Source organism: Pseudomonas sp. F220 (assembly GCF_057813935.1).
Genome location: NZ_JBVASJ010000009.1, coordinates 1 through 25,877, shown reverse-complemented (window position 1 = coordinate 25,877; position 25,877 = coordinate 1). Strand labels below are relative to the sequence as shown.

General features: G+C 58.0%; 8 protein-coding genes and 3 pseudogenes. 9 read left to right on the top strand and 2 right to left on the bottom strand.

Translation table 11 applies throughout. The features are described 5' to 3' along the window. Positions 1–90 precede the first annotated feature (90 nt). The 5 genes from ACZYSM_RS10730 to ACZYSM_RS10710 all read left to right on the top strand — a co-directional run bounded on the left by ACZYSM_RS10730 (position 91) and on the right by ACZYSM_RS10710 (position 6,631). Positions 91–3,582 carry a response regulator gene (locus ACZYSM_RS10730; protein ID WP_489071468.1) on the top strand — a complete coding sequence of 1,164 codons (3,492 nt, stop codon included), beginning with the start codon at positions 91–93 and terminating at the stop codon, positions 3,580–3,582. Next, positions 3,583–4,398 carry a CheR family methyltransferase gene (locus ACZYSM_RS10725; protein WP_489071467.1) on the top strand — a complete coding sequence of 272 codons (816 nt, stop codon included), beginning with the start codon at positions 3,583–3,585 and terminating at the stop codon, positions 4,396–4,398. Then, positions 4,395–5,000, top strand: coding sequence for a chemotaxis protein CheB (locus ACZYSM_RS10720; RefSeq protein WP_489071466.1), 606 nt, complete (start codon positions 4,395–4,397; stop codon positions 4,998–5,000). The genes ACZYSM_RS10725 and ACZYSM_RS10720 overlap by 4 nt, the downstream gene beginning before the upstream one ends. Further along, on the top strand, positions 4,994–6,175 hold the full coding sequence (locus ACZYSM_RS10715; RefSeq protein WP_489071465.1) for a hybrid sensor histidine kinase/response regulator: 1,182 nt from the start codon (positions 4,994–4,996) through the stop codon (positions 6,173–6,175). Before ACZYSM_RS10720 ends, ACZYSM_RS10715 begins: the two co-directional genes overlap by 7 nt. 78 nt (positions 6,176–6,253) lie before the next feature. Further along, positions 6,254–6,631: a response regulator gene (locus ACZYSM_RS10710; protein WP_489071464.1), complete on the top strand. Its 378-nt coding sequence runs from the start codon at positions 6,254–6,256 to the stop codon at positions 6,629–6,631. A 235-nt stretch (positions 6,632–6,866) separates the two neighbouring features. On the opposite strand, the pseudogene ACZYSM_RS10705 reads toward ACZYSM_RS10710, so the two are convergent. Beyond that, a pseudogene (locus tag ACZYSM_RS10705) lies at positions 6,867–6,995 on the bottom strand (IS630 family transposase); the annotation flags it as partial. A 289-nt stretch (positions 6,996–7,284) separates the two neighbouring features. Here ACZYSM_RS10705 and ACZYSM_RS10700 point away from each other — a divergent pair. The 4 genes and pseudogenes from ACZYSM_RS10700 (at position 7,285) to ACZYSM_RS10685 (ending at position 25,780) form a co-directional block, all read left to right on the top strand. Then, a pseudogene (locus ACZYSM_RS10700) lies at positions 7,285–8,987 on the top strand (ShlB/FhaC/HecB family hemolysin secretion/activation protein). A gap of 25 nt (positions 8,988–9,012) precedes the next feature. Then, positions 9,013–21,885, top strand: a complete 12,873-nt coding sequence (locus ACZYSM_RS10695) for a hemagglutinin repeat-containing protein (RefSeq protein WP_489071463.1) — start codon at positions 9,013–9,015, stop codon at positions 21,883–21,885. Positions 21,886–21,941: 56 nt separating this feature from the next. After that, positions 21,942–22,301 (top strand): hypothetical protein, encoded by a 360-nt coding sequence (locus ACZYSM_RS10690; protein WP_489071462.1) that lies wholly within the window; start codon positions 21,942–21,944, stop codon positions 22,299–22,301. Positions 22,302–22,591: 290 nt separating this feature from the next. Next, the gene (locus ACZYSM_RS10685; RefSeq protein ID WP_489071598.1) at positions 22,592–25,780 is read left to right on the top strand and encodes a DUF637 domain-containing protein; all 3,189 of its coding nucleotides are present in this window, start codon (positions 22,592–22,594) and stop codon (positions 25,778–25,780) included. On the opposite strand, the pseudogene ACZYSM_RS10680 reads toward ACZYSM_RS10685, so the two are convergent. Beyond that, positions 25,739–25,877 (bottom strand): annotated as a pseudogene (locus ACZYSM_RS10680) (IS630 family transposase); the annotation flags it as partial. The gene ACZYSM_RS10685 and the pseudogene ACZYSM_RS10680 sit on opposite strands and share 42 nt — an antisense overlap.

Here is a 25,877-nt window from a genome sequence, read left to right as displayed (position 1 = left end):
AAATTGCGCGCTAAGCTGTCAGAAAAATAGCTCCTTCGCCCGACTTTGAGTCAAACTCCGTGACCGTTAACACTTCACCAAGGCCTTCAAATGACCCCTCCGTCTTCGGTTGATGAGCATGGTTTTCGCAAGCTCCTGAGCCGCAACGTCGGTCTACCGTTGGGGGTGGGTGTACTAAGCGCGGTCTTTTTTGTGTCCTTGATCACCTATTTACTGTCGGTGATCCAGTGGGTCGAGCACACGGACCGAGTGATCAATAACGCCAACGAGGCGGCGAAGCTGAGCATCGACCTGGAAACAGGGATGCGCGGCTTTCTGATCACCGGTGACGAGCACTTCCTTGACCCTTATGAAGTGGCCAAACCGCGGATTATTAGCGAACTACGCGGCCTGCAGGAGCTGGTTGCGGACAGTCCCCAGCAAGTCGGCCGACTCAAGCGCCTGGAGTCCTTGCAGAATGAATGGAACACCTATGCGCAGTCGATGATTGATCTGCGTCGACAAAACGGTGATTACCGCGGGGTTGTACAAGCGGGCCGGGGCAAGCGTTTGACGGACGAGACGCGCAAGGAATATGACGAGTTCGTCGCCCTGGAGCAGCAACTGCGGGTCAACCGCAATGAGGATGTCAGCCACTCCACCATCCTGACCGTCACCCTCTATTTATTATTCGTACTCGGCATCAGCGCTTTGCTGGCCTATATCGGTCGCCGTGATTTGCTGAGTCTTTCGAAGAGTTACCGTGAAAATATCGAATCGCAGAAAAACAGTGCCCAGCGACTGGAGCAACAAGCCTGGCTGCGCAACGGCCAGACCGAGCTGGCCGAACAGGTGCTTGGCCAACTCACGCTGAACTTGCTGGGACGCAATACTCTGCAGTTTTGCGCGCAATACCTGGGATCCGCCGTCGCTGCCATGTATGTACGAGAAGAACACGGTGGCTTGAGGCGTGTTGCGACCTACGGTTTCTCCCGTGAGCAGGAAGAGCGGGACCAGGCAATTTTCAGCGGTGAAGGCATTGTCGGCCAGGCAGCCCAGCAAGACCGCGTGATACGGCTTGACGATGTGCCCCAGGATTACTTCAAAGTCAGCTCCGGGCTGGGTGAAGGCGTGCCGCGCAGTGTGCTGGTGGTGCCGACCAACAACGATGGCCAGGTCAATGGCGTTATCGAACTGGGGTTCCTGCGACCGTTGAGCGACCGCGATATCGAATTGCTGGAGTTGATTGCCGGCAATATCGGCACCTCTATTGAGGCGGCGCGCTATCGTCAGCGCTTGCAGGAAGTGCTCGCCGAAACCCAGCAACTCAATGAAGAGCTGCAAGTGCAGCAGGAAGAGCTCAAGACCGCCAACGAAGAGCTTGAAGAGCAGTCGCGGATCCTTAAAGAGTCCCAGACCCACCTCGAAAGCCAGCAAGTCGAACTTGAACAGACCAACGAGCAATTGGGCAAACAGGCCCTGGCCCTGGCTGAGCAGCGCGATGCGATGGACCGCAAGAATAGCGAATTGAGTGAGGCTCAAGTCCAGTTGGAGGACCGTGCGCTAGAGTTGCAGCGCTCAAGCAAATACAAGTCCGAATTCCTTGCCAACATGTCCCACGAACTGCGCACGCCGCTGAACAGCTCGTTGATTCTGGCCAAATTGCTGGCTGAAAACCCACAAGAAAACCTCAGTGCTGAACAGGTCAAGTTCGCGGAGTCGATTTACTCGGCCGGCAACGATTTGCTTAACCTGATCAACGACATTCTGGACATTTCAAAAGTCGAAGCCGGCAAGCTGGAAGTGCGCCCGGAAAATACCCATGTGGCGCGTCTGGTGGAAGGTTTGCGCGGGATGTTCCAGCCATTGGCCATGCACAAACGCCTGGAATTCGAGATTGAGCTGCAGGCCGGCGCGCCACAGATGATTTTCACCGACCGTCAACGTCTGGAGCAGATCCTCAAGAACCTGCTGTCCAATGCGCTGAAGTTCACCGAGAACGGCAACGTCAGCCTGACGGTCTCTCGCCAACCGGGCGAGGGCATTGCCTTCACCGTGCGCGACTCGGGAATCGGTATTACCGGGGATCAGCAGGAAAGTATCTTTGAAGCCTTCCGCCAGGCCGACGGCACGACCAACCGCCGTTACGGTGGCACCGGACTGGGCTTGTCGATCTCCCGCGACCTGGCGGCGTTGTTGGGTGGTTATATCAGCGTCACCAGTGAGCCGGGCCAAGGGAGCATTTTCACCCTGGTGCTGCCTGAGCACTATGTCGAGCCTGGAGAAGAGCCAACCGGGCTTATAAGGGCCATGTCTGTCGTCGCCGCACCCGTAGCGATCAAGGTTTCTCCCTCGCCCGTCGTAAACGAAGTCGAGATTCCACGTTTCGCCGATGATCGCGACAAGGCACCGTTTGCCACCCGCTGCATTCTGGTGGTGGAAGATGAGCCGAACTTTGCGCAGATCCTCTTCGATCTGGCCCACGAACTGGGTTACCAGTGCCTGGTAGCCCATGGCGCCGACGAGGGCTACAGCCTCGCCACCCAGTTCATCCCGGACGCAATCCTGCTGGACATGCGCCTGCCGGATCACTCCGGGCTGACCGTGCTGCAACGCCTCAAGGAGCATGCTGAAACCCGACACATTCCGGTCCACGTCATTTCCGTCGAGGACCGCGTTGAAGCCGCCATGCACATGGGCGCCATTGGTTATGCACTCAAACCCACCACCCGCGAAGAGCTCAAGGACGTGTTCGCGCGCCTGGAAGCCAAGTTGACCCAGAAGGTCAAGCGGGTGCTGCTGGTAGAAGACGACGATCTGCAACGCGACAGCATTGCCCGTCTGATCGGCGATGAGGATATCGAGATCACCGCCGTCGGCCTGGCTCAGGATGCGCTGGACCTTTTGCGCAGCACAATCTACGACTGCATGATCATCGACCTGAAGCTGCCGGACATGCTGGGCAATGATCTGCTCAAGCGCATGTCTACCGAAGACATCTGTTCGTTCCCGCCGGTGATTGTCTACACCGGGCGCAACCTGACCCGCGATGAAGAGGCTGAGCTGCGCAAATACTCACGCTCGATCATCATCAAGGGCGCGCGCTCTCCAGAGCGTCTGCTCGATGAAGTGACGCTGTTTCTGCACAAAGTCGAATCCACGTTGTCCCATGAACGGCAAAAGATGCTCAAGACCGCCCGCAGCCGAGACAAGGTCTTCGAGGGGCGCAAGGTGCTGTTGGTGGACGACGACGTACGCAATATTTTCGCCCTCACCAGTGCCCTTGAGCAAAAAGGTGCAGTCGTCGTCATTGGCCGTAACGGCCGCGAGGCGATTGAGAAACTGAATGAAGTCGACGATATCGACCTGGTGCTGATGGACGTGATGATGCCGGAAATGGACGGCTTTGAAGCCACCATCGAAATCCGCAAGGATCCGCGCTGGCGCAAACTGCCGATCATCGCGGTGACGGCCAAGGCCATGAAGGATGATCAGGAACGTTGCCTGCAAGCAGGCGCCAATGATTACCTGGCCAAGCCCATCGACCTGGATCGACTGTTTTCGCTCATTCGTGTGTGGTTACCGAAGATGGAACGAATCTAAGTGGAGCGAAATACCGAGATCGAACTGCGGTTGCTGATCGAAGCGATTTACCTCAAGTACAGCTACGATTTTCGCGATTACTCGGGCGCTTCGATCAAGCGCCGGGTCAACCACGCGCTGCACCAGTTCGAGTGCAAGACCATTTCCGCATTGCAGGAGCGTGTGCTGCACGACCCGACGGCGTTCATGCAACTGCTGCAGTTGCTGACCATTCCGGTCAGCGAGATGTTTCGCGACCCTGCGCACTTCCTGGCGATTCGTCAGGAAGTGGTGCCGCTACTCAAGACCTATCCCTCGATCAAAATCTGGGTTGCCGGTTGCAGCACGGGAGAGGAGGTCTACTCCATGGCCATCCTGTTGCGCGAGGAAGGTCTGTTGGACCGCACCATCATCTACGCGACCGATATCAACCCGCACTCGCTGGAAAAGGCCAAGCAGGGCATCTTCTCGCTGGAAAATGTTCGCGCTTACACCCGCAACTATCAGCAGGCTGGCGGTCAGTGTTCGTTTGCCGACTACTACACTGCTGCATACGACTACGCGATGTTCGACAAGACCTTGCGCGACAACGTGACCTTCGCTGATCACAGTCTGGCGACCGACAGTGTCTTCTCAGAAACTCAATTAATTTCGTGCCGTAACGTACTGATTTACTTTAATAAAAAATTACAGGATCGTGCCTTCAGCTTGTTTCATGAATCGCTGTGCCACCGTGGTTTCCTGGCGCTGGGCAGCAAGGAAACCCTGGATTTCTCAGGGTATGGCAAGCAGTTCGAACCCTTGGTCAAACAAGAACGGATCTACCGAAAATTATGAACCATGGCCTCGCCAAGCGACAAACCCTGCCTCGGGTTGAGGCCATTGTGGTGGGTGCCTCGGCGGGTGGAGTCGAGGCCTTGCTGCGCATTTTCAGTGCCTTGGGGCAAGGTTTTACATTGCCGATCATCGTCGTCCTGCACTTGCCCGATGAGCGCCGCAGCCAATTGGTGGAAGTCTTTGCCAGGCGGGTGTCGATGCCGGTTAAAGAAGCCTGCGACAAGGACTTCATTGAACCCGGAACGCTGTATTTCGCCGCACCCGGCTATCACCTTTCCGTCGAGCAGGACCGTAGCCTGTCATTGAGCCTGGAAGACCGCATCCATCATTCGCGCCCGGCCATTGATTATCTGTTCGAATCCGCTGCCGATGCCTATGGCCCGAGCCTGGTCGCCGTGCTGTTGACCGGCGCCAGTCAGGACGGTGCGCGGGGTCTGGAGCAGGTCAAGCTGCGTGGCGGCTTGACCGTGGTTCAGGATCCGCACGAAGCCCATGCCTCGACCATGCCGGCTTCGGCCTTGGCGCTGCACCAACCGGATCACATTCTCCCTTTGCTCGGCATCAGCCGTTTGCTGGTCGAGCTGGAACGAATCGCATGTTAAGTAATATCCAGGCCAAGCTGCTGATCGTCGACGATCTTCCCGAGAATCTGTTGGCCCTTGAAGCGCTGATCAAGCGTGAAGACCGCACGGTGTATAAAGCCCTGTCCGCGGACGAAGCCTTGTCCCTGCTGCTGCAACACGAATTCGCCATAGCCATTCTTGACGTGCAGATGCCGGGCATGAATGGGTTCGAACTGGCCGAGCTGATGCGCGGTACCGAGAAAACCAAGAACATCCCGATTGTTTTTGTCAGCGCTGCCGGTCGTGAGTTGAATTACGCCTTCAAGGGCTATGAAAGCGGGGCAGTGGACTTCTTGCACAAGCCGCTGGATATCCATGCGGTGAAAAGCAAGGTCAACGTGTTTGTCGATCTTTACCGGCAAAGCAAGGCCATGAAGCAGCAGGTCGAAGCACTGGAGCAGAGCCGCCGCGAGCAGGAAGCACTGCTCAAGCAATTGCAGAACACGCAAAGCGAACTCGAACAAGCGGTGCGCATGCGCGATGACTTTATGTCGATTGTCGCCCATGAAGTGCGCACGCCGCTGAACGGACTGATTCTGGAAACCCAGTTGCGCAAGATGCATCTGGCCCGTGACAACGCTGCGGCTTTTACCTTGGACAAGATGCACGCTATGGTTGATCGCGATGAGCGGCAGATCAAAAGCTTGATCCGGCTGATCGAAGACATGCTCGATGTCTCGCGGATCCGCACCGGCAAGCTGTCGATCCGCCCCAGCCGGTTTGATCTGGCGCAATTGGTGCGTAATCTGCTGCAGAACTTCGCTCCACAAGTCGATGCGGTGGAGTCGTCATTGAACTTCGTTGCGGACCACAAGGTTGAAGGCAGCTGGGATGAGTTCCGCATCGAACAGGTGGTGTCCAATCTGCTGACTAATGCGCTGCGTTACGGTGGCAAAGGCCCGATCGAGGTGCGCGTGTATACCGAAGACGGTCAGGCGCGGGTCGAGGTGCGTGACCATGGTATTGGTATCAGCGACGAGAATCAGAAACGCATTTTTCAGCAGTTTGAGCGTGTGTCGGAAACAACCGTAGTGGCTGGGCTGGGCCTCGGCCTGTTCATTTCCGAGCAGATTGTCGCCGCCCATGGTGGCTCTATCAGCGTCGAAAGCAAGATCAACGAAGGCTCGTTATTTCGTGTTTGTCTGCCGCTCTAGAAAACGGCCGCACGCAACGCAACCTCTGAGTGACCGGATGGTCGTATCAGGCAGCTATTGACCGAACAAAGGCTTCCCATGAGTGAAGATGCACAAGACGTCGTATTGATCGTCGAAGATGAACCGGTAATCCTGATGCTTCTCGCCGACTATCTGTCGGGCCTGGGCTATCGGGTGTTACAAGCCGAGAACGGCGAGCAGGCCTTCGAGATTCTGGCCAGTAAACCGCACCTGGATATCATGATCACCGATTATCGACTGCCCGGTGGCATCACCGGGGTGATGATTGCCGAGCCTGCGGTCAAGCTTCGCCCAGATCTCAAAGTGATCTTTATCAGCGGCTACGCGGCTGAAATTCGCGAGTCTGGCAGCCCCATAACACTGACTGCGCCGATCCTGGAAAAACCCTTCGACCTGAATACCCTGCAAGAGAAAATTCAGGAAATGCTGGCGTAAAACCGGGGTCGAACTCGTATTGCTTGCCTAGCAGCTGGCGAAGCCTGCGTTCGGTTTGGGCCGCATTCGGACGAAGCAGTCGCAAATCATGCCACCACGGATAACCTGTAAAAACGCAGTGCCTGATTTTATGACCGCTACGTCCGAATGCGGCCCAGATCGAACTCAGCCTCCGGCAGCTGCGCAATTGCATCCATTTGCACACTCAATTGCATCGGACCTGAACACTTAATACCAAACGGGCTATTTCAACCCGCGAACAACCTTGGGCGGCCAACAGGATCACCCGAGCGCGGCGGCCATCACGTTGATTGATAGTGGCGGACCTTGTGCGACGGCTTAGCTCGGCGTGTTCTTCGGGACTCCTGGTGCACGGTACGACTACACGAGTGGGGTTGAGACTGCATCATGAACGCTCGACGCGGAGTCTTCTCGCCGACTGAACTCTTATGAGGTATTTCGGAATAATCCGAAGTACCTGCAGCCCTGTAAGAGCGCGATTGCCCGCGATAACGGCCTAAAACTCTCAAAATACACCGCATCTCGAACCATTTTTCCAGACCGGCGGTAATCCAATAGATTGACGTCAGGATGATGGCGCATTAACGTCGCGACCCTCGAATATGTCACTTCGCCATCTCTGAAGGTCGTCCATGTTTTTGCCAGCCCAAGGATGGAGGCGCTGTCTGCTTCTCGCTGTCCTGCTTTCCAACGCGCCACTCGCGGCCCACGCCGCACCCACCCCCGGTGAACAAGACCTGATCCGCGAGCGCCAGGATCGACTGCTAGAAGAGCAGCGCCGGCGTCTCGAAGAACTCAAAGAACTGCCTGGCAAAGAGGCTGCGCCCAGCGCGCCGGCTGCACCCGCTGCTTCCCCATCAAAGACATCGAACTCAAGGGCGCGGACAGCCTGTCTGCCGCTGAGCGCGAGCGCTTGCTCAAACCCTATATCGGCCAGTGCCTGGGCGTCACTCAGCTTAACGAACTGCTCAAGGTCATCACCGATCACTACATCGAAAAAGGCTTGGTCACCAGCCGCGCCTATCTGCCGCAACAGGATCTTTCCAGCGGTCACCTGAGCGTGTTGGTGGTTGAGGGCACGCTCGAAGGATTGAAAGGTGCGGAGGGCAGCCAGCTGTCGGACCGTGAGTTGGCCATGGCCTTTCCAGGTAAAACCGGGGCCTTGGTCAATCTGCGGGAAATCGAACAACTGGTTGATCAACTGAACCGTCTGCCCTCCAATCAGGCGCAGATGGAGTTGGCTCCCGGTAAAGCCGTCGGGGGCAGCGAAGTGCTGGTCAAGAACACCCCGCAAAAGCCCTGGCGCGCAGGCTTGTCGCGCAGTAACGAGGGCCAGAAAAGCACCGGTGAACAGCAGTGGGGCACCACTCTGGATTGGGACAGCCCGCTGGGTCTGGCCGATCAGTTGATGCTGCGCGGTGGCCACGATGCCGTGAGCGATCATCAGCACAGCTCCAACAACGCCATGCTCTATTACAACCTGCCGTGGGGGTGGTGGAACTTCAGTTACACCTACAGCCAGAGTGAATACCGCTCACAAGCGCAGGCCAACGGTTTCAACTTCAAGCAGACCGGCGACAGCCAGAATCATCAGTTACGCGCCGAGCGGGTGATCCACCGCGACGCCTTGAGCAAAACCTCGCTCAGCGCTGGCCTGGCCTACCTGCGCACCAACAACTTCATCGAAGACAGCAAACTGGCGCTGAGCAGCAACCGTCTCAGCGAAGCGCAGTTCGGCATCAACCACGGGCGGCGGGTCGGCAGTGCCTTCGTCAACCTCGACCTTGGCATGCAGAACGGTATCGGCGCGTTCGACGCACAGAGCAATGGCCACCCCGGCCCCGGCGAGCCTAACGCGCGTTACCGCAAGTACACCGCAACGGCCAGCTACCTGCAGCCGTTCAAACTCTGGGACGAGTCTTTCAGCTTCAGCAGTTTGATGACTGGCCAGCGCAGTGAAGATGTGTTGTTCAGCCCGCAGCGCACCAGCCTTGGCGGGCAGTCGTCGATCCGCGGTTACAAGGATCAGTCACTGTCCGGCGACAGCGGCGGCTACTGGCGCAACGACCTGCGCTGGAGTCGGCCGGTGACTTGGGAATGGATGCGCCCGGTACTCGCCGAATACGGCACCAGCCTGGGGTATGACCGGGGCGTGATTCGTGACGATCGCTACAACGGTGATCAGCACGGGCGCATGTCCAGTAACTCGGTCGAGTTGTTTGCCCGTGGCCAACACCTGGGCGCCAGCGTGACCTTTGCCCATTCCCTGGAACGACCGGATGCGCTGACCGAGCGCGAAGCGCCGATCTATTTCCGTCTGGACCTGTTCATTTAATTTTCGCTTTTCCGAGATTCTCGACATGGATGTTCGTCAACTGGCCTTTCTGGCCGGCCAGCCTGCTGCTGTAAAACCCCGTGAGCACTTCTGCGGGATACCCAAACGCGGTCTGGCGTTCATCCTGGCCAACGCCATGTTCTGGCAACCGCTGCTGGCTCAGGCCGATGGCATTGTCGTCAGCGCGCCAGGCACCAGCCTCGGCCAGGCGGGCAATGGGGTACCGATCGTCAATATCGCCGCGCCGAACGCCAGCGGTCTCTCGCACAACCAGTTCCACGACTACAACGTCGGTGCCAACGGGGTCATCCTCAACAACGCCACCAACCGTACCCAGCCGACTCAGCTGGGTGGAATCATCGTCGGCAACCCGAACCTCCAGGGCGCTGCGGCCAACACCATCCTCAACGAAGTCAACGGCGGCAGCCCGAGCCAGTTGCGCGGTTACACCGAAGTGGCGGGGCAGTCGGCCCGGGTGATCGTCGCCAACCCCTACGGCATCAGCTGCAACGGTTGCGGGTTTATCAATACCCCGCGCGTCACCCTGACCACCGGCAAACCGGTGCTGGATAACGGTCGACTGGACCGTTTTCAGGTCGATCAGGGCAGCGTGTCGATTGACGGCGCAGGCCTCAATGCGAACAACGTCGACAGCTTTGAAATCATCACCCGCTCGGCGAAAATCAACGCCGAGATCCAGGCGAAAAACCTGACCATTGTCGCCGGTCGTAACGACGTCAATGCACAAACGCTAAACGCCACCGCCCGTGCCGATGACGGCAGCGCCAAACCGGAATTGGCGATCGACTCGTCGGCCCTCGGCGGCATGTACGCCGGGGCGATCAAACTGGTCGGCACCGAGGCCGGTGTCGGCGTCAGGCTCGCGGGCAATGTGGCCGCCAGTGGCGGTGATATTCAACTGGATGCCAACGGACATCTGAGCGTCGCCCAGACCTCCGCCACCGGTGCGGTCAACGTCAAAGCCGCCAGCCTCGACGCCCAAGGACCGGTCTACGCCGGCACCGCACTGAATGTGCAAACCCAAGGTGCACTGACCAACCAGCAAACCCTCGTTGCTCGCGACAGCATCACCCTGAGCAGCGGCGGCCAGTTGACCAACAACGGCATCATCGAAGCCGGGGTCAATGCCGATACCAGTCGCAACGCCAACGGCGATATCAGCCTGACCGCGCAAAACCTCAACAACATCGGCAAGAGCGTGATCGCCAGCCGCAGCCTGACGGTCACCACCACGCAAACCCTGACCAACCAGGGCGGCACCTTGAGCGGCCAGCAAAACACCAGGATCACTGCTGCAACCCTGGATAACCAGAATAAAGGCCGGGTGCTGGGCAACGCCACGCTGGACTTGAAAGCTGATCAGGTACTCAACAGCCAAGGCTTGATCAGCAGCAATGGCAACCTCAGCGCCAACCTCGGCCACTTGAATAACCACAATGGTGAGGTCTCCAGCGCTGGCAACACCACGTTGACCTCCACGAGTCTGGACAACAGCGACGGTCAGGTCACGGGTGACGTCGCGCTGAACATCGGTCTGATCGGCGCTCTGAATAACCAGAATGGCGTACTCGGCTCCGGCAAAAGCGTGAGCATCACCGCCGCGGGCCTGGATAACAGCCATGAAGGCAGCCTGGTCAGTGATGGCAGCCTGACGGCGCGGATCAGTGGCCTGTTCGACAACCAGAGCGGGGGAGACCTGAGTGCAAAAGGGGCGGTCGACGTTCAGGCCGGCAGCCTCGACAACCGGGGTGGCAGCCTGACCGGCAAGGACCGCTTGACCCTGCGCAGCGACTCGCTGGACAACCGCATGGGCAAGGTGCGCGCCGACAAGGATCTGCAACTCGACGTTGGACAGCTGGATAACCGCCAGCAAGGTTTGATCAACGGTCAGGCTGCGGTCAGCTTCAACGGCACCCACCTGGATAACCGTGGCGGTCTGCTCAGTGCGGTCGGGCCGGTGCGACTGGATGCGGCCAGCGTCGACAACAGCACTGGGCGCATCTCCAGCAAAAACGACCTGACTGCCAACATCGCACAACTGACCAACCAGGGCGGTGAACTGGTCGCTCAAGGGAGTCTGACTCTGAGTGGCAAAGGTCTCGATAACCGCAATGGCGGTTTGGTAGGGGCGACAAAAGCGCTGAAACTCAGCGTCGATGACGTCGATAACCGCGCCGGGGAAATGTCCAGTGCCGTTGATGTGAGCATCACGGGCCAGAGCCTGAACAACAGTGATAACGGCAAAGTCCTGGCGGGGACGGACCTGGGCCTGAAAGTGGCGCAGGTCATCAACCAGACCCAGGGCCTGTTGTTCAGCAAGGGCGCTACCTCTATCGAGGGGCAGAGCCTGGACAACAGCGATGGCAGCCTTGTCACGCAGCAAGGTCTCGACATCCGCCTGGACCAGGCCCTGAGCAACCTCAAAGGTCTGATCAGCAGCGAAGGTACCCTGACGGTCAACGCCGCCAGTCTCGACAGCACCGGCGGTAGCCTGTCGAGTGCCGGCGCGCTGTCGCTGACTACCCTCGGCGCACTCATAAACCAGAGAGGTTCGATCACCACCGATGGTGAGCTGACCCTCAGCAGCCAGAGTCTGAACAACAGCCAGAACGGCTTGCTCAGCGGCAAGGGCGTGACTCGCGTCACCACCGGCACCTTCGACAACACCCAGGGCGGTCGCTTGATCAGCGGTGACACCCTCGACCTGACCGCGGCCCAGGTCAGCAATGGTGTTGCCAGCCGTATCGCCAGCGACAAGGCGCTGATCGCCAGCGTCACCGGTTTCGATCAGCAAGGCGGTGAACTGTTCAGCAAGACCTCGCTGAGCCTGGACCTGAACCAGGGCCAACTGAACAATCAGAACGGCTTGATCAACGCGCCGTTGTTGATGTTGAAAAACCTCAAGGACGTCAACAACCAGGGCGGTGAAATCTCCAGCGCCCAGGTCTTCACCCTGGCCGCCCAGAGCCTGGACAACAGCAACGGCAAACTGATCAGCAACCAAGGGCTGACCCTGCGCATCGATCAGGCACTGACCAACGTCAAAGGCTTGATTTCCGCAGCGGCACTGGATGCTCACAGCGCGAGCCTGGATAACACCGCAGGTCTGATCAGCAGCCATGGCGCGTTGGGACTGAGTGTGGACGGCCAGCTCGTCAATCAGGGCGGGACGCTGATTGCCGACGGTGACATGCAACTGAACGTCGACAACCTCGACAACACCAATGGCCAGATCGCCGGTAAAACGCAGGTCACGGCCAACGTGACCACCCTGAACAACCAGGGCGGTCAGCTGATCGCCACCGGCGGCCTCCAGCTGACAGGCGCGACCCTCGACAATCGCCAGGGCGGTCTGGTTGGCGCGACTAACGCGCTGCAACTGACGGTGGGTGCTGTTGACAACCGTGGCGGCGAGCTGTCGAGCAAGGCCGACGTGACCTTGACTGGCAACACGCTGGATAACAGCGATGCGGGTCAGGTGATCGCCGACGGTGTGCTGGCGCTGACGGTCGATCAGGTGATCAACCGTGCTAAAGGTCTGTTGTCGGGCAAGGCCGGACTGAGTCTGACGGGCAATCGCCTGGACAACAGTGGCGGCTCGCTGACGACTCGGCAGAACCTCACAGTCGGTCTCACCGGCGATCTGGATAACAGCCAGGGCCTGCTGAGCGCGGAAGGGACCCTCGGGGTCAACGCCGCCAGCCTGACTAACACCTTGGGCAGCGTTTCCAGTGCGGGGGCGCTGACGCTCGCTACCACTGGCGCAGTGGCCAACCAAGGTGGCGAAATCGTCACCGACGCTGGCCTCACGCTCAATAGCGCCAGCCTCGACAACCGCAACAAAGGCAACATCAGCGGTAAAGGCGCGGTACTCGTCAACACGGGTGCGTTTGATAACAGCCACGCCGGAAGTCTGAACAGCGGCGACAGCCTGAACCTGACAGCGGCCCAGCTGACCAATCAGGACGGCGGTCGCATCGCCAGTGCCACCGCTCTGACCGTCAGCGTTAGCGGTTTGGACCAGCAAGGGGGGCAGCTGTTCAGCAACACGTCCCTGGATCTGGACCTGAACCACGGTCAGTTGAACAACCAGAACGGTTTGATCAACGCACCGTTGCTGGTGCTCAAGAACCTCAAGGACGTCAACAACCAGGGCGGTGAGATCTCCAGCGCCCAGGCTTTTACCGTGGCCGCCGACAGCCTCGATAACAGCAACGGCAAACTGCTGAGCAACCAGGGCCTGACCCTGCGCATCAATCAGGCGCTGACCAACGTCAAAGGCATGATCGCTGCCGCGGCCCTCGATGTACGGGCCGCCAGCCTGGACAACAGCGGCGGTACGCCGACCAGTCGTGCCAGCCTCGAGCTGAACCTTGACGGTCAGTTGAACAACCAGAACCAGGGCCTGATCAACGCCACCACCGACCTGAACATCAGCAGTACTGGACTGAACAACCAAGGCGGTTCGCTGCTGGGCAGCGCCATTGCCATCGACTTCGGTGCGGCCACCGGCGACCTGAACAACAGCGCCGGCCTGATCACCACGGCCGGCACGTTGAGCATCAATCACCTGCGCGACCTGACTAACCAGAGCGGTGAAATCTCCAGCAGCCAGAGCCTCAACCTGAGCGCACGAGCGCTGGACAACAGCGCCGGCAAACTGATCAGCAACAACCTGCTGGCAGTCAACGCCGGCACGGTGCTCAACCAGGGCGGTTTGATCTCCGGCTGGCAAGGGCTGAGCCTTAATACGTCAAGCCTGGACAATCGCAACAACGGCACGCTGTCCAGCCGTAGCGGTGATGTGGGCGTGACGGTCAGCGGCGCCATCCTCAATAGCGGCGCAGGCGCGCTGGTCAGCCAGAAAGCCCTGACCGTCACTGCGGCGAGTCTCGATAACAGCACCGGCGGCATCCTCTCCAGCGGCAGTGACCAGACCCTGACGATCAGCGGTCTGATCAACAACGCCCAAGGTGGTTTGATCGACAGTGGCGCAACCCTGGCCATGCAGGCAATGACCCTGGGCAATGCCGGCGGCACCATCAACGCGCAACAAGCCCTGAGCTTCATCGGCACCACGCTGGACAACAGCAACGGCACTCTGGTGGGCAACGGCGCAGTTACCCTGGATTTGCTCGGCGCCCTGACCAACACCAACGGCAAGCTTTCCAGCGCCGGTCCTCTGGTTGTTCAGCGCTCGACACAGATCAACAACCAGGGCGGTCAACTCGCCAGCCAGGGGTTGATGACGTTGCTCACCGGCGGCCTGGATAACCGCAATCGCGGTACGGTCGCGGCCAATGATCAACTGACCCTCACCACCGGCGGAGCGGTGCAGAACAGCGCCGATGGCCTGATTTACAGCCAGAACGGTGGCCTGCACGTACAAGCCGCCAGCCTCGCCAATGCCAAGGGCACACTGCAAAGCCAGGGCAACCTGAGCCTCACTGTGGGCGGTGATATCGACAGCCAGAGCGGCCGGATCCTGGCCAAGACGGGTGAGCTGTCCATCAGTGCTGGCAACCTCGACAATCGGGGTGGCGTGCTCTCCAGCCTGCAAGGTGCATTCACTGCCCACCTGACCGGTGTACTGAAAAACGGCTACGACCTGAACAACAACCGCCAAGGCGGCATCACCCAGGCCCAGCGTCTGAACCTGACGACCCTGGCCGGCATCGACAACTACGGTGGACGCATCTCTGCGCAAACCGGCGATGCGATCGTCACTACCACGAACTTCGACAACCGCAACGGCGGCCTCTACGCGAAAGGCCGGGTCAGCGTCACCGGCGGCAACTTCGACAACAGCGGCGACAACGACGGCCAGATCGCCGGCAACCAGATCGACCTCAATCTCAGTGGCGCCCTGAATAACCGCTTGGGCATCATCGAGAGCGACACTACCCTCGCGATCAAGGCCGCCAGCCTCGACAACCAGACCGGTCAACTGCGCGCCCTGGGCACCAGCGGCAAAACCAATTTCCAGATCGGCGGCCTATTCGACAACCGTAACGGCATCCTGGAAAGCGCCAACACCGACCTGAGCCTAGGTGTCGGCAACTTCCTCAATGGCGGCGGCAGTCTGTTGCACGTCGGCAACGGCACCTTCGACATCTCTACTGCCAACGTCACCGGCGCCGGTGGCAGCATCGTCACCCGTGGCGGCCTGAGCCTCAACGCCGATAGCTGGATCAACAGCAGCGTGATTCAGGCCGGGCGATTGAACGTCAACGTCAACAACTTCAGTCAGACCGCAAGCGGTCAACTGCTGGCCTCCAACAGCTTCGTCGGCAGTGGCGGCAACTGGTACAACGACGGCTTGATCGCCAGTGACGGCAGCATGAGCCTGAACCTGGGCGGCACTTACTGGGGCAATGGTCGTGTCAGCAGCCTGGGGACACTTGGCCTGAGCGCCGCCCAACTGAACCTGAACAACGTCTCCAGCATCGCCGGCGGCGGCGACACCACGATCAACGTCGGTGGCCAGCTGACCAACGCCGGTCGCCTGACCTCGGCCACCAATCTGAATCTGACCGCAGGCGCGATCAATAACCTCGGGACGCTGGGCAGCGGACAGCAACTGACCGTCACCACCGGCTCACTGGTCAACGATCACGGGCTGATCTTCAGCGGCGGCGACATGAGCCTTCGGGTCAATGCGCTGAACAACAGCTACGCCAACATCTACAGTCTGGGCAATCTCAAAATTGACCGTGATGGGCAAGGTGGTCTGGCCGGCAGCATCGTCAACAGTTCTGCGTCGATTCAGAGCGACGGCAGCATGAGCCTGGCGGCGAGCACGATTCAGAATATCCGTGCGGTGCTGACCACCAACAATCAGGGCATCTACACCGCATCAATTACCGAGATGCAATGCATCGAGGGATATAACGCGGGTGATTGCGGCGGCGGCAAGGAAAACCACGTCTGGCAAATACTTCAGCGCGATAAATTCGAAGTCACCGCTGCCAGCGCCGCTTCGAGTATCACTGCGGGAGGCAATCTGAGTGTCAACGGTGGGGACCTGCTCAACCAGAGCAGCACCATCGCCACAGGCGGTAGCCTGACCGCCACCGTCAACAACTTGACCAACAGCGGAATCGAGACAGGAGAGACTGAAACCTCCAGGGTATTTCGTTCCGAACGGACCAGGGATGCGGGGGGGTGGTATGACGCGGCCAGTGCCTTTACTGACAAGTACTGGTATCAGAGCGGCGGCTATAACGCCAATGACCTGGGTGGTCTTGAGCCGGCGATGAGCAGCTTTATTGGCACGACAGAAGCTGAACTTCCTCAGTTTGGTCAGACCAGAAAGCTCGCCTCCAGCGATCAAAGCTACGCCGCCGTGATTCAGGCAGCCGGTGCGGTCAACATCAACGCCCAGAACAACATCGACAACAGCGTGGTACGGCCCGGCTACAACTACGTCGGCAGTGGTCCCCGGACCGGCACCGGCTCCTCGGGCAGTCAGTATTCCACCCGCATCACGCTTAATCAGCAATTGCCGCCGAACCTTGCCCAGCAGCAAGTCAACCCGCTGGCACTCCCCGGCTTCAGCCTGCCCACCGGCCAGAACGGCTTGTTCCGCCTGAGCGGGCAAGGCAGCAGCACCCCCGTCGCCAGCGGTCCGCAAAGCTGGGCCATGGGCGGCGCGAGCCTCACACCGGCGCAGCGCCAGCAACCACTCCCTACCGGCCAGGCGCGGGACATTCAGCTGGGCAGCATCGTTCAGGTTTCTGCCAGCGCCGTTGATCTGAGTCCAGCGGATCGTCAGGTCGCCAATGTTGGTGTTGATGCCAGCGCAATCAATGCCAGCACTCCAGGCGCAGATCCATCGGGCGCTGTAGTGCCCGGCCGCTCCACGGCCTTTACGGTTAACCGTGTCCAGGGTTTACCGGCCAGTAGCGGCCAGTCCAAACCCCAGAAATACCTGATCGAAACCAACCCGGTGCTGACCGACCTCAAGCAGTTCATGAGCTCGGACTACCTGCTGGCGAACCTGGGCTACAACCCCGACCAAAGCGCCAAACGCCTCGGTGACGGTTTCTACGAACAGAAACTGATTCAGCAGGCGGTAGTCGCCCGTACCGGCCAGCGCTTCATCGATGGCCAGACCTCGGACGAAGCGCTGTTCAAATACCTGATGAACAACGCCATCGCCAGCAAGGACACACTCAACCTGGCGCTCGGCGTGACCCTCACCTCCGAACAAGTCGCGGCCCTGACCCATGACATCGTCTGGATGGAAAATGCCGAGGTCAATGGCGAGCAAGTGCTGGTACCCGTGCTGTACCTGGCCAACGCCAACAACCGCCTGGCCGCCAACGGTGCCCTGATCCAGGGCAGCGACGTGACCCTGATCGCCGGCAAGGACCTGAACAACGTCGGCACCTTGCGCGCCAGCCACAACCTGTCTGCCGCCGCCGGCAACGACCTGGTCAACAGCGGCCTGGTGGAAGCCGGCAATCGTCTGGACCTGTTGGCGGGCAACAACCTGATCAACAAGGCCGGCGGCATCATCGCCGGTCGCGATGTGAGCCTGACCGCCATCAATGGCGATGTGATCAACGAACGCACGGTCACCACCCATGAAAGCGCCAGCGGCTACCGTAGCGAGCGGACTGACTTCGTCGACAACGCCGCCCGCGTCGAAGCGGCCAACAACCTGACCCTCAACGCCGGACGCGATATCAACAACAGCGGCGGTGTCCTGAAAAGCGGCGCCGACACCACGATCAACGCCGGTCGAGACGTCAACATCACCTCCGCCGAGCAGGTCGTCAGCAACGCGCGCGGCAGCAACCACCGCGATCAAACCATTACCCAAAACGGCTCCAGCGTCGACGCCGGTCGCGACCTGACGATCAACGCCGGCCGAGACCTCACCGCCATTGCCAGCCAGATCGACGCCAAACGCGACATCGCCATGGCCGCCACCGAAAACCTGACCCTGGCCTCGGCTGCGGATGAACAGCACTCCTACAGCAAGAGCAAGAAGGTGACGAGTCAGGAAGACCATGTCCAGCAGGTGTCCACCACCGTCAATGCGGGTGGCAGTGTTGCGCTGAGTGCGGGCAACGACATGGAGATCGTCGCCAGCCGTATCCAGGGTGGTGGCGACATTGATATCGATGCTGCTCGGGATCTCACCATCACCTCGGCCAAAGATGAAAGTGCCTCTTTCTACCTGAAGAAGAGCAAGGGTTCGTTTGGCCGAAGCAGCAGCAATCAGCAGGAGAGTTACGACAGTACCAACGTGGCTTCGGTCATCAAGGCCGGTCATGACCTGACCGTCAATACCAGCAAATCGGCCAACGGTGGTGTAAGCCTGGATGGCGGTCGCGATGTCACGGTCATCGGTAGCCAGTTGAAAGCCGGTAACGATCTGATTGTTGGCGCCACCAATGATGTGGCGGTGCTCTCGGGTATCGAGGAGCACGGATCCTACAGCAAGAAAACCAAGTCCGGTTTCCTCGGCCTGTCCAAGAGCGGAAAAAGCGAACTCAAAACCACCGCGACTCAAGTCGCCAGTGAGTTGAGTGCAGGTAATGACGTTGTCATCGCGGCGGGGAACGATGTTCGGTTACGAGCCAGCACTGTAGAGGCGGGAAATGACAGCGAGCTGCGGGCGGGATTAGTCAAAGAAACAGGTGATATCAATTTAGTCTCTGCCAACGACACAGCTTATAGCCACAGCGAGCAATACAAGAAAAAGACAGGGCTTTCCGTTTCGGGTGGTTTCCTTTCCATCTCATCGGCCAAAGAGGCAGGACGAACAGCGCAAAGCAGCACGAGCGTGGGTAGTCAAGTCGTGGCTGATCGTGACGCATCTCTACAGGCTGAGCGGGATATCAATCTGGTCGGCAGCAGCATCAGCGCCGGTCGCACCGTCAGCCTGGATGCCGGGCGCGATGTGAACATCGTGGCTGCTCAGAACGCCAGCTCTGAACAGGATTGGAAGAAGAACAAGCAGTCCGGTATTGGCGTTTCCAGTGACGATAATGGCGTCAGCTTTTTTGCAGGCGCTGATCGCCAAAAAGAAAAAAATCGTCTTGAGCAGCAAACGGCAGCAGCCAGCCATATCAGTGCTGGGCTGGACCTGGCAATCAATGCCAAACGAGATATCAATCAGACCGGTTCGGACTTAAAGGCCGCTAACGATATTGATCTGACAGCCGGACGTAACATCAATATTGATGCCGCTCGTGAGGCACGGTTGACTGAGCAGCAACGTGAAAGTGAACGCAACGGTCTGAGTGCGACGATTAGCCACAACTATGGCAATACCAAAGATGCCGTCAGTGGTGCGGGCAAAGGAGAGGATGGGGTTAGTAAAGGCTCCAGTACGCTCAAGGGCGTGGATGCTGTCGGTCAGTTCCTTGCTGGTCCGACAGGGGACGCCAAGTTTGGTAATAGCAAGCAGAGCACCAGTCAGGAGGTGGTCGAACAGACTAATCGCCCATCTACCCTGAATGCCGGTAACGACCTCAACCTTTCGGCGAACAACGATGTCACGGTGAAAGGTTCGCAACTGGGTGCCGGTCGCGATATCAATGTTAAAGGTCGCGATGTTGCCATCGATGTTGCTAAAGGCAGTGTCAGCCAGGAGAACAGCGAAACCCAGAGTTGGGGTGGTATCCATGGCGGAACCAGTGGTGGTTTTAAGATCGGTGTGGGGGGGAGTCATGGTGTTGCGACTCAAGACCGTAACGCTGGTTCCTCCACCGCTGCTGAGCTTGGAGCGGGTCGAGATATTAATCTGAGTGCCAGCAATGATCTCAGCCTGACGGGGACTCAAGCCAAGGCGGGTCGAGACATCAATCTGAAAGCTGGGAATGATCTGAGTATTCGCTCTGCCCAGAATAGCTACGAGAGTGAAAACAACAGAAGTAGTGGTGGGGGAGAGGTCGGGCTTGCCGCCGGTAATGGCGGTGTAGGGGTCTACGCCAGCGTAAGCCTTGGCAAGGGCAACCTTGAGCGAGAGGGGCAGCGCCAGCAAGAGGCTTACCTCTATGCAGGAAATCGCCTGGGCTTCAAGAGTGGCCGGGACACCACCGTTGCCGGCTCCACTTTACGAGGTGATGAAGTTGTTGGCCGGGTGGGGCGAGACCTGAACGTGTCCTCGGTTGCAGATACAGGCAAGGCCAAAGGCAAAGAGTTTGATATCAATGCGACAGTGACCGTCGGTTTGGGCGTAGGTGTCAGCGGATCAGTCGGTTATGGCCAAACGACCGGTAAGACCCTGTGGGTTGAGGACCAGGCCAGCATCACCGCCAAGAACAAGGTAGACATCCGCACAGAGAAGCATACCCAACTCGACGGTGCGTTGATTGCCTCGGACAGCGGCAACCTAAAGCTGGATACCGGTACGTTGGGCTTCAGTGACATTGCAGGGAAAGATAAGGAGCATGGCTATTACCTGAACGTAGGGGGCACTTACGGTTCAGGTGGCAGCGCCACCCAAGACGCTAGCCAGGTAGGTAAAGGTAAGGAGGGCGAGAGTGGTTGGAGTGTCAACGGCTGGAATTACGAGAGGAATCGTGAGCAGACAGTCCGGGCCACAGTAGGGGCCGGTGACATTGTTGTACGCCAAGATGCAGAGAAGGGTGTTGATTCGACAGCCGGGCTGAATCGTGACGTCACCAAGGCCAATGAGGTAACCAAGGATGATGAATCGCGTACAGATTTATATGCCAGTAGCTCATCCATAGATGCAGCACTTCAGCCCGGCGTAACGTTGAAAGGTTGGGTGAATGGCCTGCTCACCTACGACCAACAAGCCAAAGACAACTACGACGCCGCCAGTACTGGGTTGAATCTGACGATCAATAAGGTGGAGGCCGCGTTAGGGCGGCAGATGGACCCTGGCGCAGCAGCCATTGGCGGCAAAGCGTTCGCGGAGCAAACGCTTGAGGCGCTGATTGCTTCAGGAATGAGCCGTCCTGACGCCATGGGGCTGATGAGCGACGGGAAGTTCCAGCAAGAGGTTATGCAGCAACTGCAGAACATCGAGCATGTCAGCGAACGTGATATCGCGACGGTACAAAAAGATCTACCGGATCTGAGTAGTTTAACGAAGGACTACCCTAATGCGATTAACCTCGCAGCAACGCACATAGAGCCAGAGATAACCGATCTACAAGAGTCACTTCGTGTTGTCTCTGACATAAACGTGTATATCGCAGAGAACCCTGAAAAAGCCCAAGCGGTAGGGTTTGTTCTAGCGTTGGCTCAAGGCCCGAAGGGGGTGATTCAGCTTCTCGTAAGCCAAGCTGTGGAGAACACGTCGCTAGCCGAGACCTTGCTGAAAAATCTGGAGGCGCTTCAGGCCGATATAGGCAAGGCACTGGCAACAAAAATTGAGGGTAGGGTCCTTGATTCTAACGATGATGATGACCGGTACCTGATTGGTGGCGGGGCGTTGATCACTAGCATTTTGACGGGGGCGTTGCCTGGAGGTAAGCGAGGTAAGAACGAGTCGCATGTCACCATAAAAGACGGGATCAACAAGAAACAGTCTGAGGCGGTTTCAGGTGGACCTCACCGTGAGACAAGTAAACCTGTAAATGATGGTTTAGACTCGCATCATTGCCCAGCTCAAGGGTGTTACAAAGGCGCACCTATAAGCAGTAAAGACGGGCCTGCGATAAAAATGAGCCCCGAGGATCATAAAATGACCGCTAGTAATGGTTCTTCGCCGGAGGCTCGTGCGTATAGGGAAAAACAAGAAGGCCTTCTCGCAGAAGGTAAGTTGAAAGAAGCCATTCAGATGGATGTTGATGATATTAGAAGCAAGTTTGGTGAAAAGTATGAGGCCGGTATTAAGCAAATGCTGGACTATGCTTCGAAACTAAATTCTGATGATTTTAAGAGGTGAGTTCTGTGAGGTTTGACTGCTTGGTAGACGGCAGCGTGGGGCCGTTGAAGAAAGGTATGACTCGTCTGCAGGTACGTGCATTGATGGGTGAGGGGTTTGTTGAGTTTAGAAAGACGCCTTCGGCGCTGAATACTTGTGATGCTTTTAAGTCGTGTGATTTGCATGTTTATTATAATGAATTAGACGTTGTAAAGGGGGTGGAATTTTTTGGGCGGAGTAATCTGTTATGGGAAGGGCGGCCGTTGGTTGGCGAAGAGGCGTTGAAGTTAAGTCGGGAGTTTGAAAGTAAAGGTTTAAAGATTTTTTTCGACTCTTACGGATTTTATGTTGATGAGTTGGGTTTTAGCTTTTCTGTGCCAGAGATTGACGATGATGTTCGTGCTGTTGTTGAATCTGTTTATGTTTCCTTTTTGTGAGAAGGGTGTATTTAACTGATCCAATCGTTCTTTAAAAATATGGAAAATTATTAAGTGGGGCGCCGCAGGGCGCTCCTCTGATTGGAACCAACCCAACCCTCACCGACCTCAAGCAGTTCATGAGCTCGGACTACCTGCTGGCGAACCTGGGCTACAACCCCGACCAAAGCGCCAAACGCCTCGGTGACGGTTTCTACGAACAGAAACTGATTCAGCAGGCGGTAGTCGCCCGTACCGGCCAGCGCTTCATCGATGGCCAGACCTCGGACGAAGCGCTGTTCAAATACCTGATGAACAACGCCATCGCCAGCAAGGACACACTCAACCTGGCGCTCGGCGTGACCCTCACCTCCGAACAAGTCGCGGCCCTGACCCATGACATCGTCTGGATGGAAAATGCCGAGGTCAATGGCGAGCAAGTGCTGGTACCCGTGCTGTACCTGGCCAACGCCAACAACCGCCTGGCCGCCAACGGTGCCCTGATCCAGGGCAGCGACGTGACCCTGATCGCCGGCAAGGACCTGAACAACGTCGGCACCTTGCGCGCCAGCCACAACCTGTCTGCCGCCGCCGGCAACGACCTAGTCAACAGCGGCCTGGTGGAAGCCGGCAATCGTCTGGATCTGCTGGCGGGCAACAACATCGTCAACAAGGCCGGCGGCATCATCGCCGGGCGAGATGTGAGCCTGACGGCGGTCCGTGGCGACGTGATCAACGAACGCAGCGTGACCACCCACAACAGCAGCGTCGACAGCTACAACCAGCAACGGAATTTCGTCGATAACGCCGCCCGCATCGAAGCGGCTAATAACCTGACCATCAATGCCGGTCGCGACGTTAACAACAGCGGCAGCGTCCTGCAAAGCGGTGGTGATACATCGATCAATGCGGGCCGCGATATCAACATCACTTCTGCCGAGAGCAGCCTCAAAGAGGCTTACGGCAGTCAAAGAAACAGTGGCTCGATCACTCAAAATAGCGCCTCCGTCAGTGCCGGCCGCGATCTGAACATGATTGCAGGCCGTGACCTCACCGCTATCGCCAGCCAGATCGACGCCAAGCGCGATATCGACATGGCCGCCACCGAAAACCTGACCCTGGCCTCAGCGGCAGACGAGGAACACTCCTACTCCAAGACCAAGAAACTCACCCTTCAGGAAGACCATGTCCAGCAGGTGTCCACCACCGTCAATGCGGGTGGCAGTGTTGCGCTGAGTGCTGGCAAGGACCTGACGCTGATCTCCAGCCGTGTCAGCGCCGGCGATGAAGCCTACCTGGTCGCCGGAAACAACATCGAACTGCTGGCCGCCCAAGACAGCGACTACTCGCTGTACGACATGAAGAAAAAAGGCAGTTGGGGCAGTAAAGAGACTCAACGCGATGAGGTGACGAAGGTCACCAATGTCGGCAGTGAAATCAAGACCGGCGGTGACCTGACGTTGCAAAGCGGTGGGGACCAGCGGTATCAGGTGGCGAAGCTGGAAAGTGGCAAGGATCTGGCGATTATCAGTGGCGACGAGGTGACCTTTGAAGCGGTCAAGGACCTGCATCAGGAGAGCCACGAGAAGAGCAGCAGTGATCTGGCCTGGAACAGCGCCAAGGGCAAGGGCAACACCGACGAGACCCTGCGTCAGAACCAGCTGGTGGCTCAAGGACAACTGGCAATCAAGGCCGTCGATGGCCTAAAAATCGACATCAAACAGATCGATCAGAAGTCTGTCAGCCAGACCATCGATGCGATGGTCCAGGCCGACCCACAACTGGCTTGGCTCAAGGAAGCCGGGAAGCGTGGGGATGTGGATTGGCGCCAAGTGAAGGAGATGCATGACTCCTTCAAGTACAGCAACTCCAGCCTCGGCCAGGGGGCGATGCTGGCGATTATTATTGTGACGGCGGGTGCGGCGAGCGCGGCGGTGGGGACTGCGGCGAGTGCTACAGCTGGTTCAGGTACAGCGATGGCTGCTGCTGGGACGGTAACTTCGGCTGCTGGGGTTACCTCCACGGTGGCCGCAGGTTTTGGCAATGTGATGGCCTCCAGCGTACTGACTTCAATGGCAAGCACGGCTGCGGTAAGCACCATTAACAATCGCGGCAATATAGGAGCCGTTTTCAAGGATCTAACGTCGAAAGACAGTCTGAAAAACTACGCTACCGGAGCGGCGACAGCTGGTTTTACCGCTGGCTATCTTGATAGTGCATTCGGTGTCACCGGCGACAACGTCAACAAGGTCACTCACGGCTTCGACCTGAGTAAAGTCGGAGACATCGGCAAGTTTGCCGCCTACTCCGGTGCTCAAGGAGTCTTTCAGGCGGGGGCCAACACTGCCATATCGGGCGGAAGTTTCGGCAATAACCTTGGTGACGTCCTGAACTCTCAACTGCAAAGCGTGTTGCAGGGCGTTGCTTTTAATGCCGTTGGGGATTACGCAAAACAACAGAAATGGGGCGATAGCAGTCTGCAAAAAGTCGCCCTGCATGCATTGGTTGGTGGCATGCTCAGTGAAGCAGCGGGCAAAGGGTTTGTCACCGGAGCGACGGCTGCCGGTGCCAATGAAGCGCTTGGTAATAGTTTGGCAGCGTTAGTCAAAGGTGACCCGAAACTGCAACTGGCTGCATCCCAGTTAGTCGGCCTCGCAGCAGCCGGATTGGTAGGTGGTGATCTTCAGACAGGAGTTGATATTGCCAAAAATGCCACCGCGTACAACCGACAGTTACACCCCGATGAAATCAAATTTGCCTCCGACGACGAACGCATAAATCGATACGCCAGTGAAAGAGGAATTTCCGAAAAGCAGGCACGTACAGAGTTGTTGCGTACTGCCGCTGCAATGGTGGATAACGGTTGGAACACTGCATTAGGCTTGGGGAGCGGTAACACCGCAGAAGCTGCCGGCTTCCTGCGCGCGGAGCTCTCCAGCACTCAGAATGTAGGGTTGTTCCAGGTCAGCCTGGCCGACTACAACAATGAAAAAATTGGCCTCCAAGAGCTGTACAAGGACCGTGATTCGGTAAAGGCGCTGGTTGATTACATCGGCTTGGTCGATCCGTACAAATATCACCACGATCCACAGTACCGAGCCGAAGTACTCAGCGCGAAGGGAGCAGGCAGCGCAGAGGGATTTGCGGCTGCCATGGAAGGAATGGCCAGCGCCGGTTCGAAGACAGCGCTTTGGGCAATGGGGGCTGCTAACTGTCCGAGTTGTGCCGTCGAAGATATCCAAGCAGCCCTGAGTTCGGTTCAGAGCTGGCCTGAAGACATTCGGCTCAAGGGCTATCTCGATACGTTGCACACCATGCAGGGCAATGGCGCTGATGTTATCAGGGCCAACGAGGCGGCGGCCACGGCGGCGGGTATTGGTATCGGGTTGGCACTGGATGGGGGGCTTTCTAGTGGAGGGGGGAAGGGTGTAGGTTCTGCGGCTGCTAAAGAGGCAGAGCTAGTGTGCTGTCTCAGAAAAAACGTTCTCTTTGGACTGTGATGCCATCGCCTCTCGCGCACGCTGGATCTTGCGCAAGATGTCTTCACCTTTTGCATTCCAGACGTATAGGCTTGGCTGAGCATTGTGTAATGCTAAA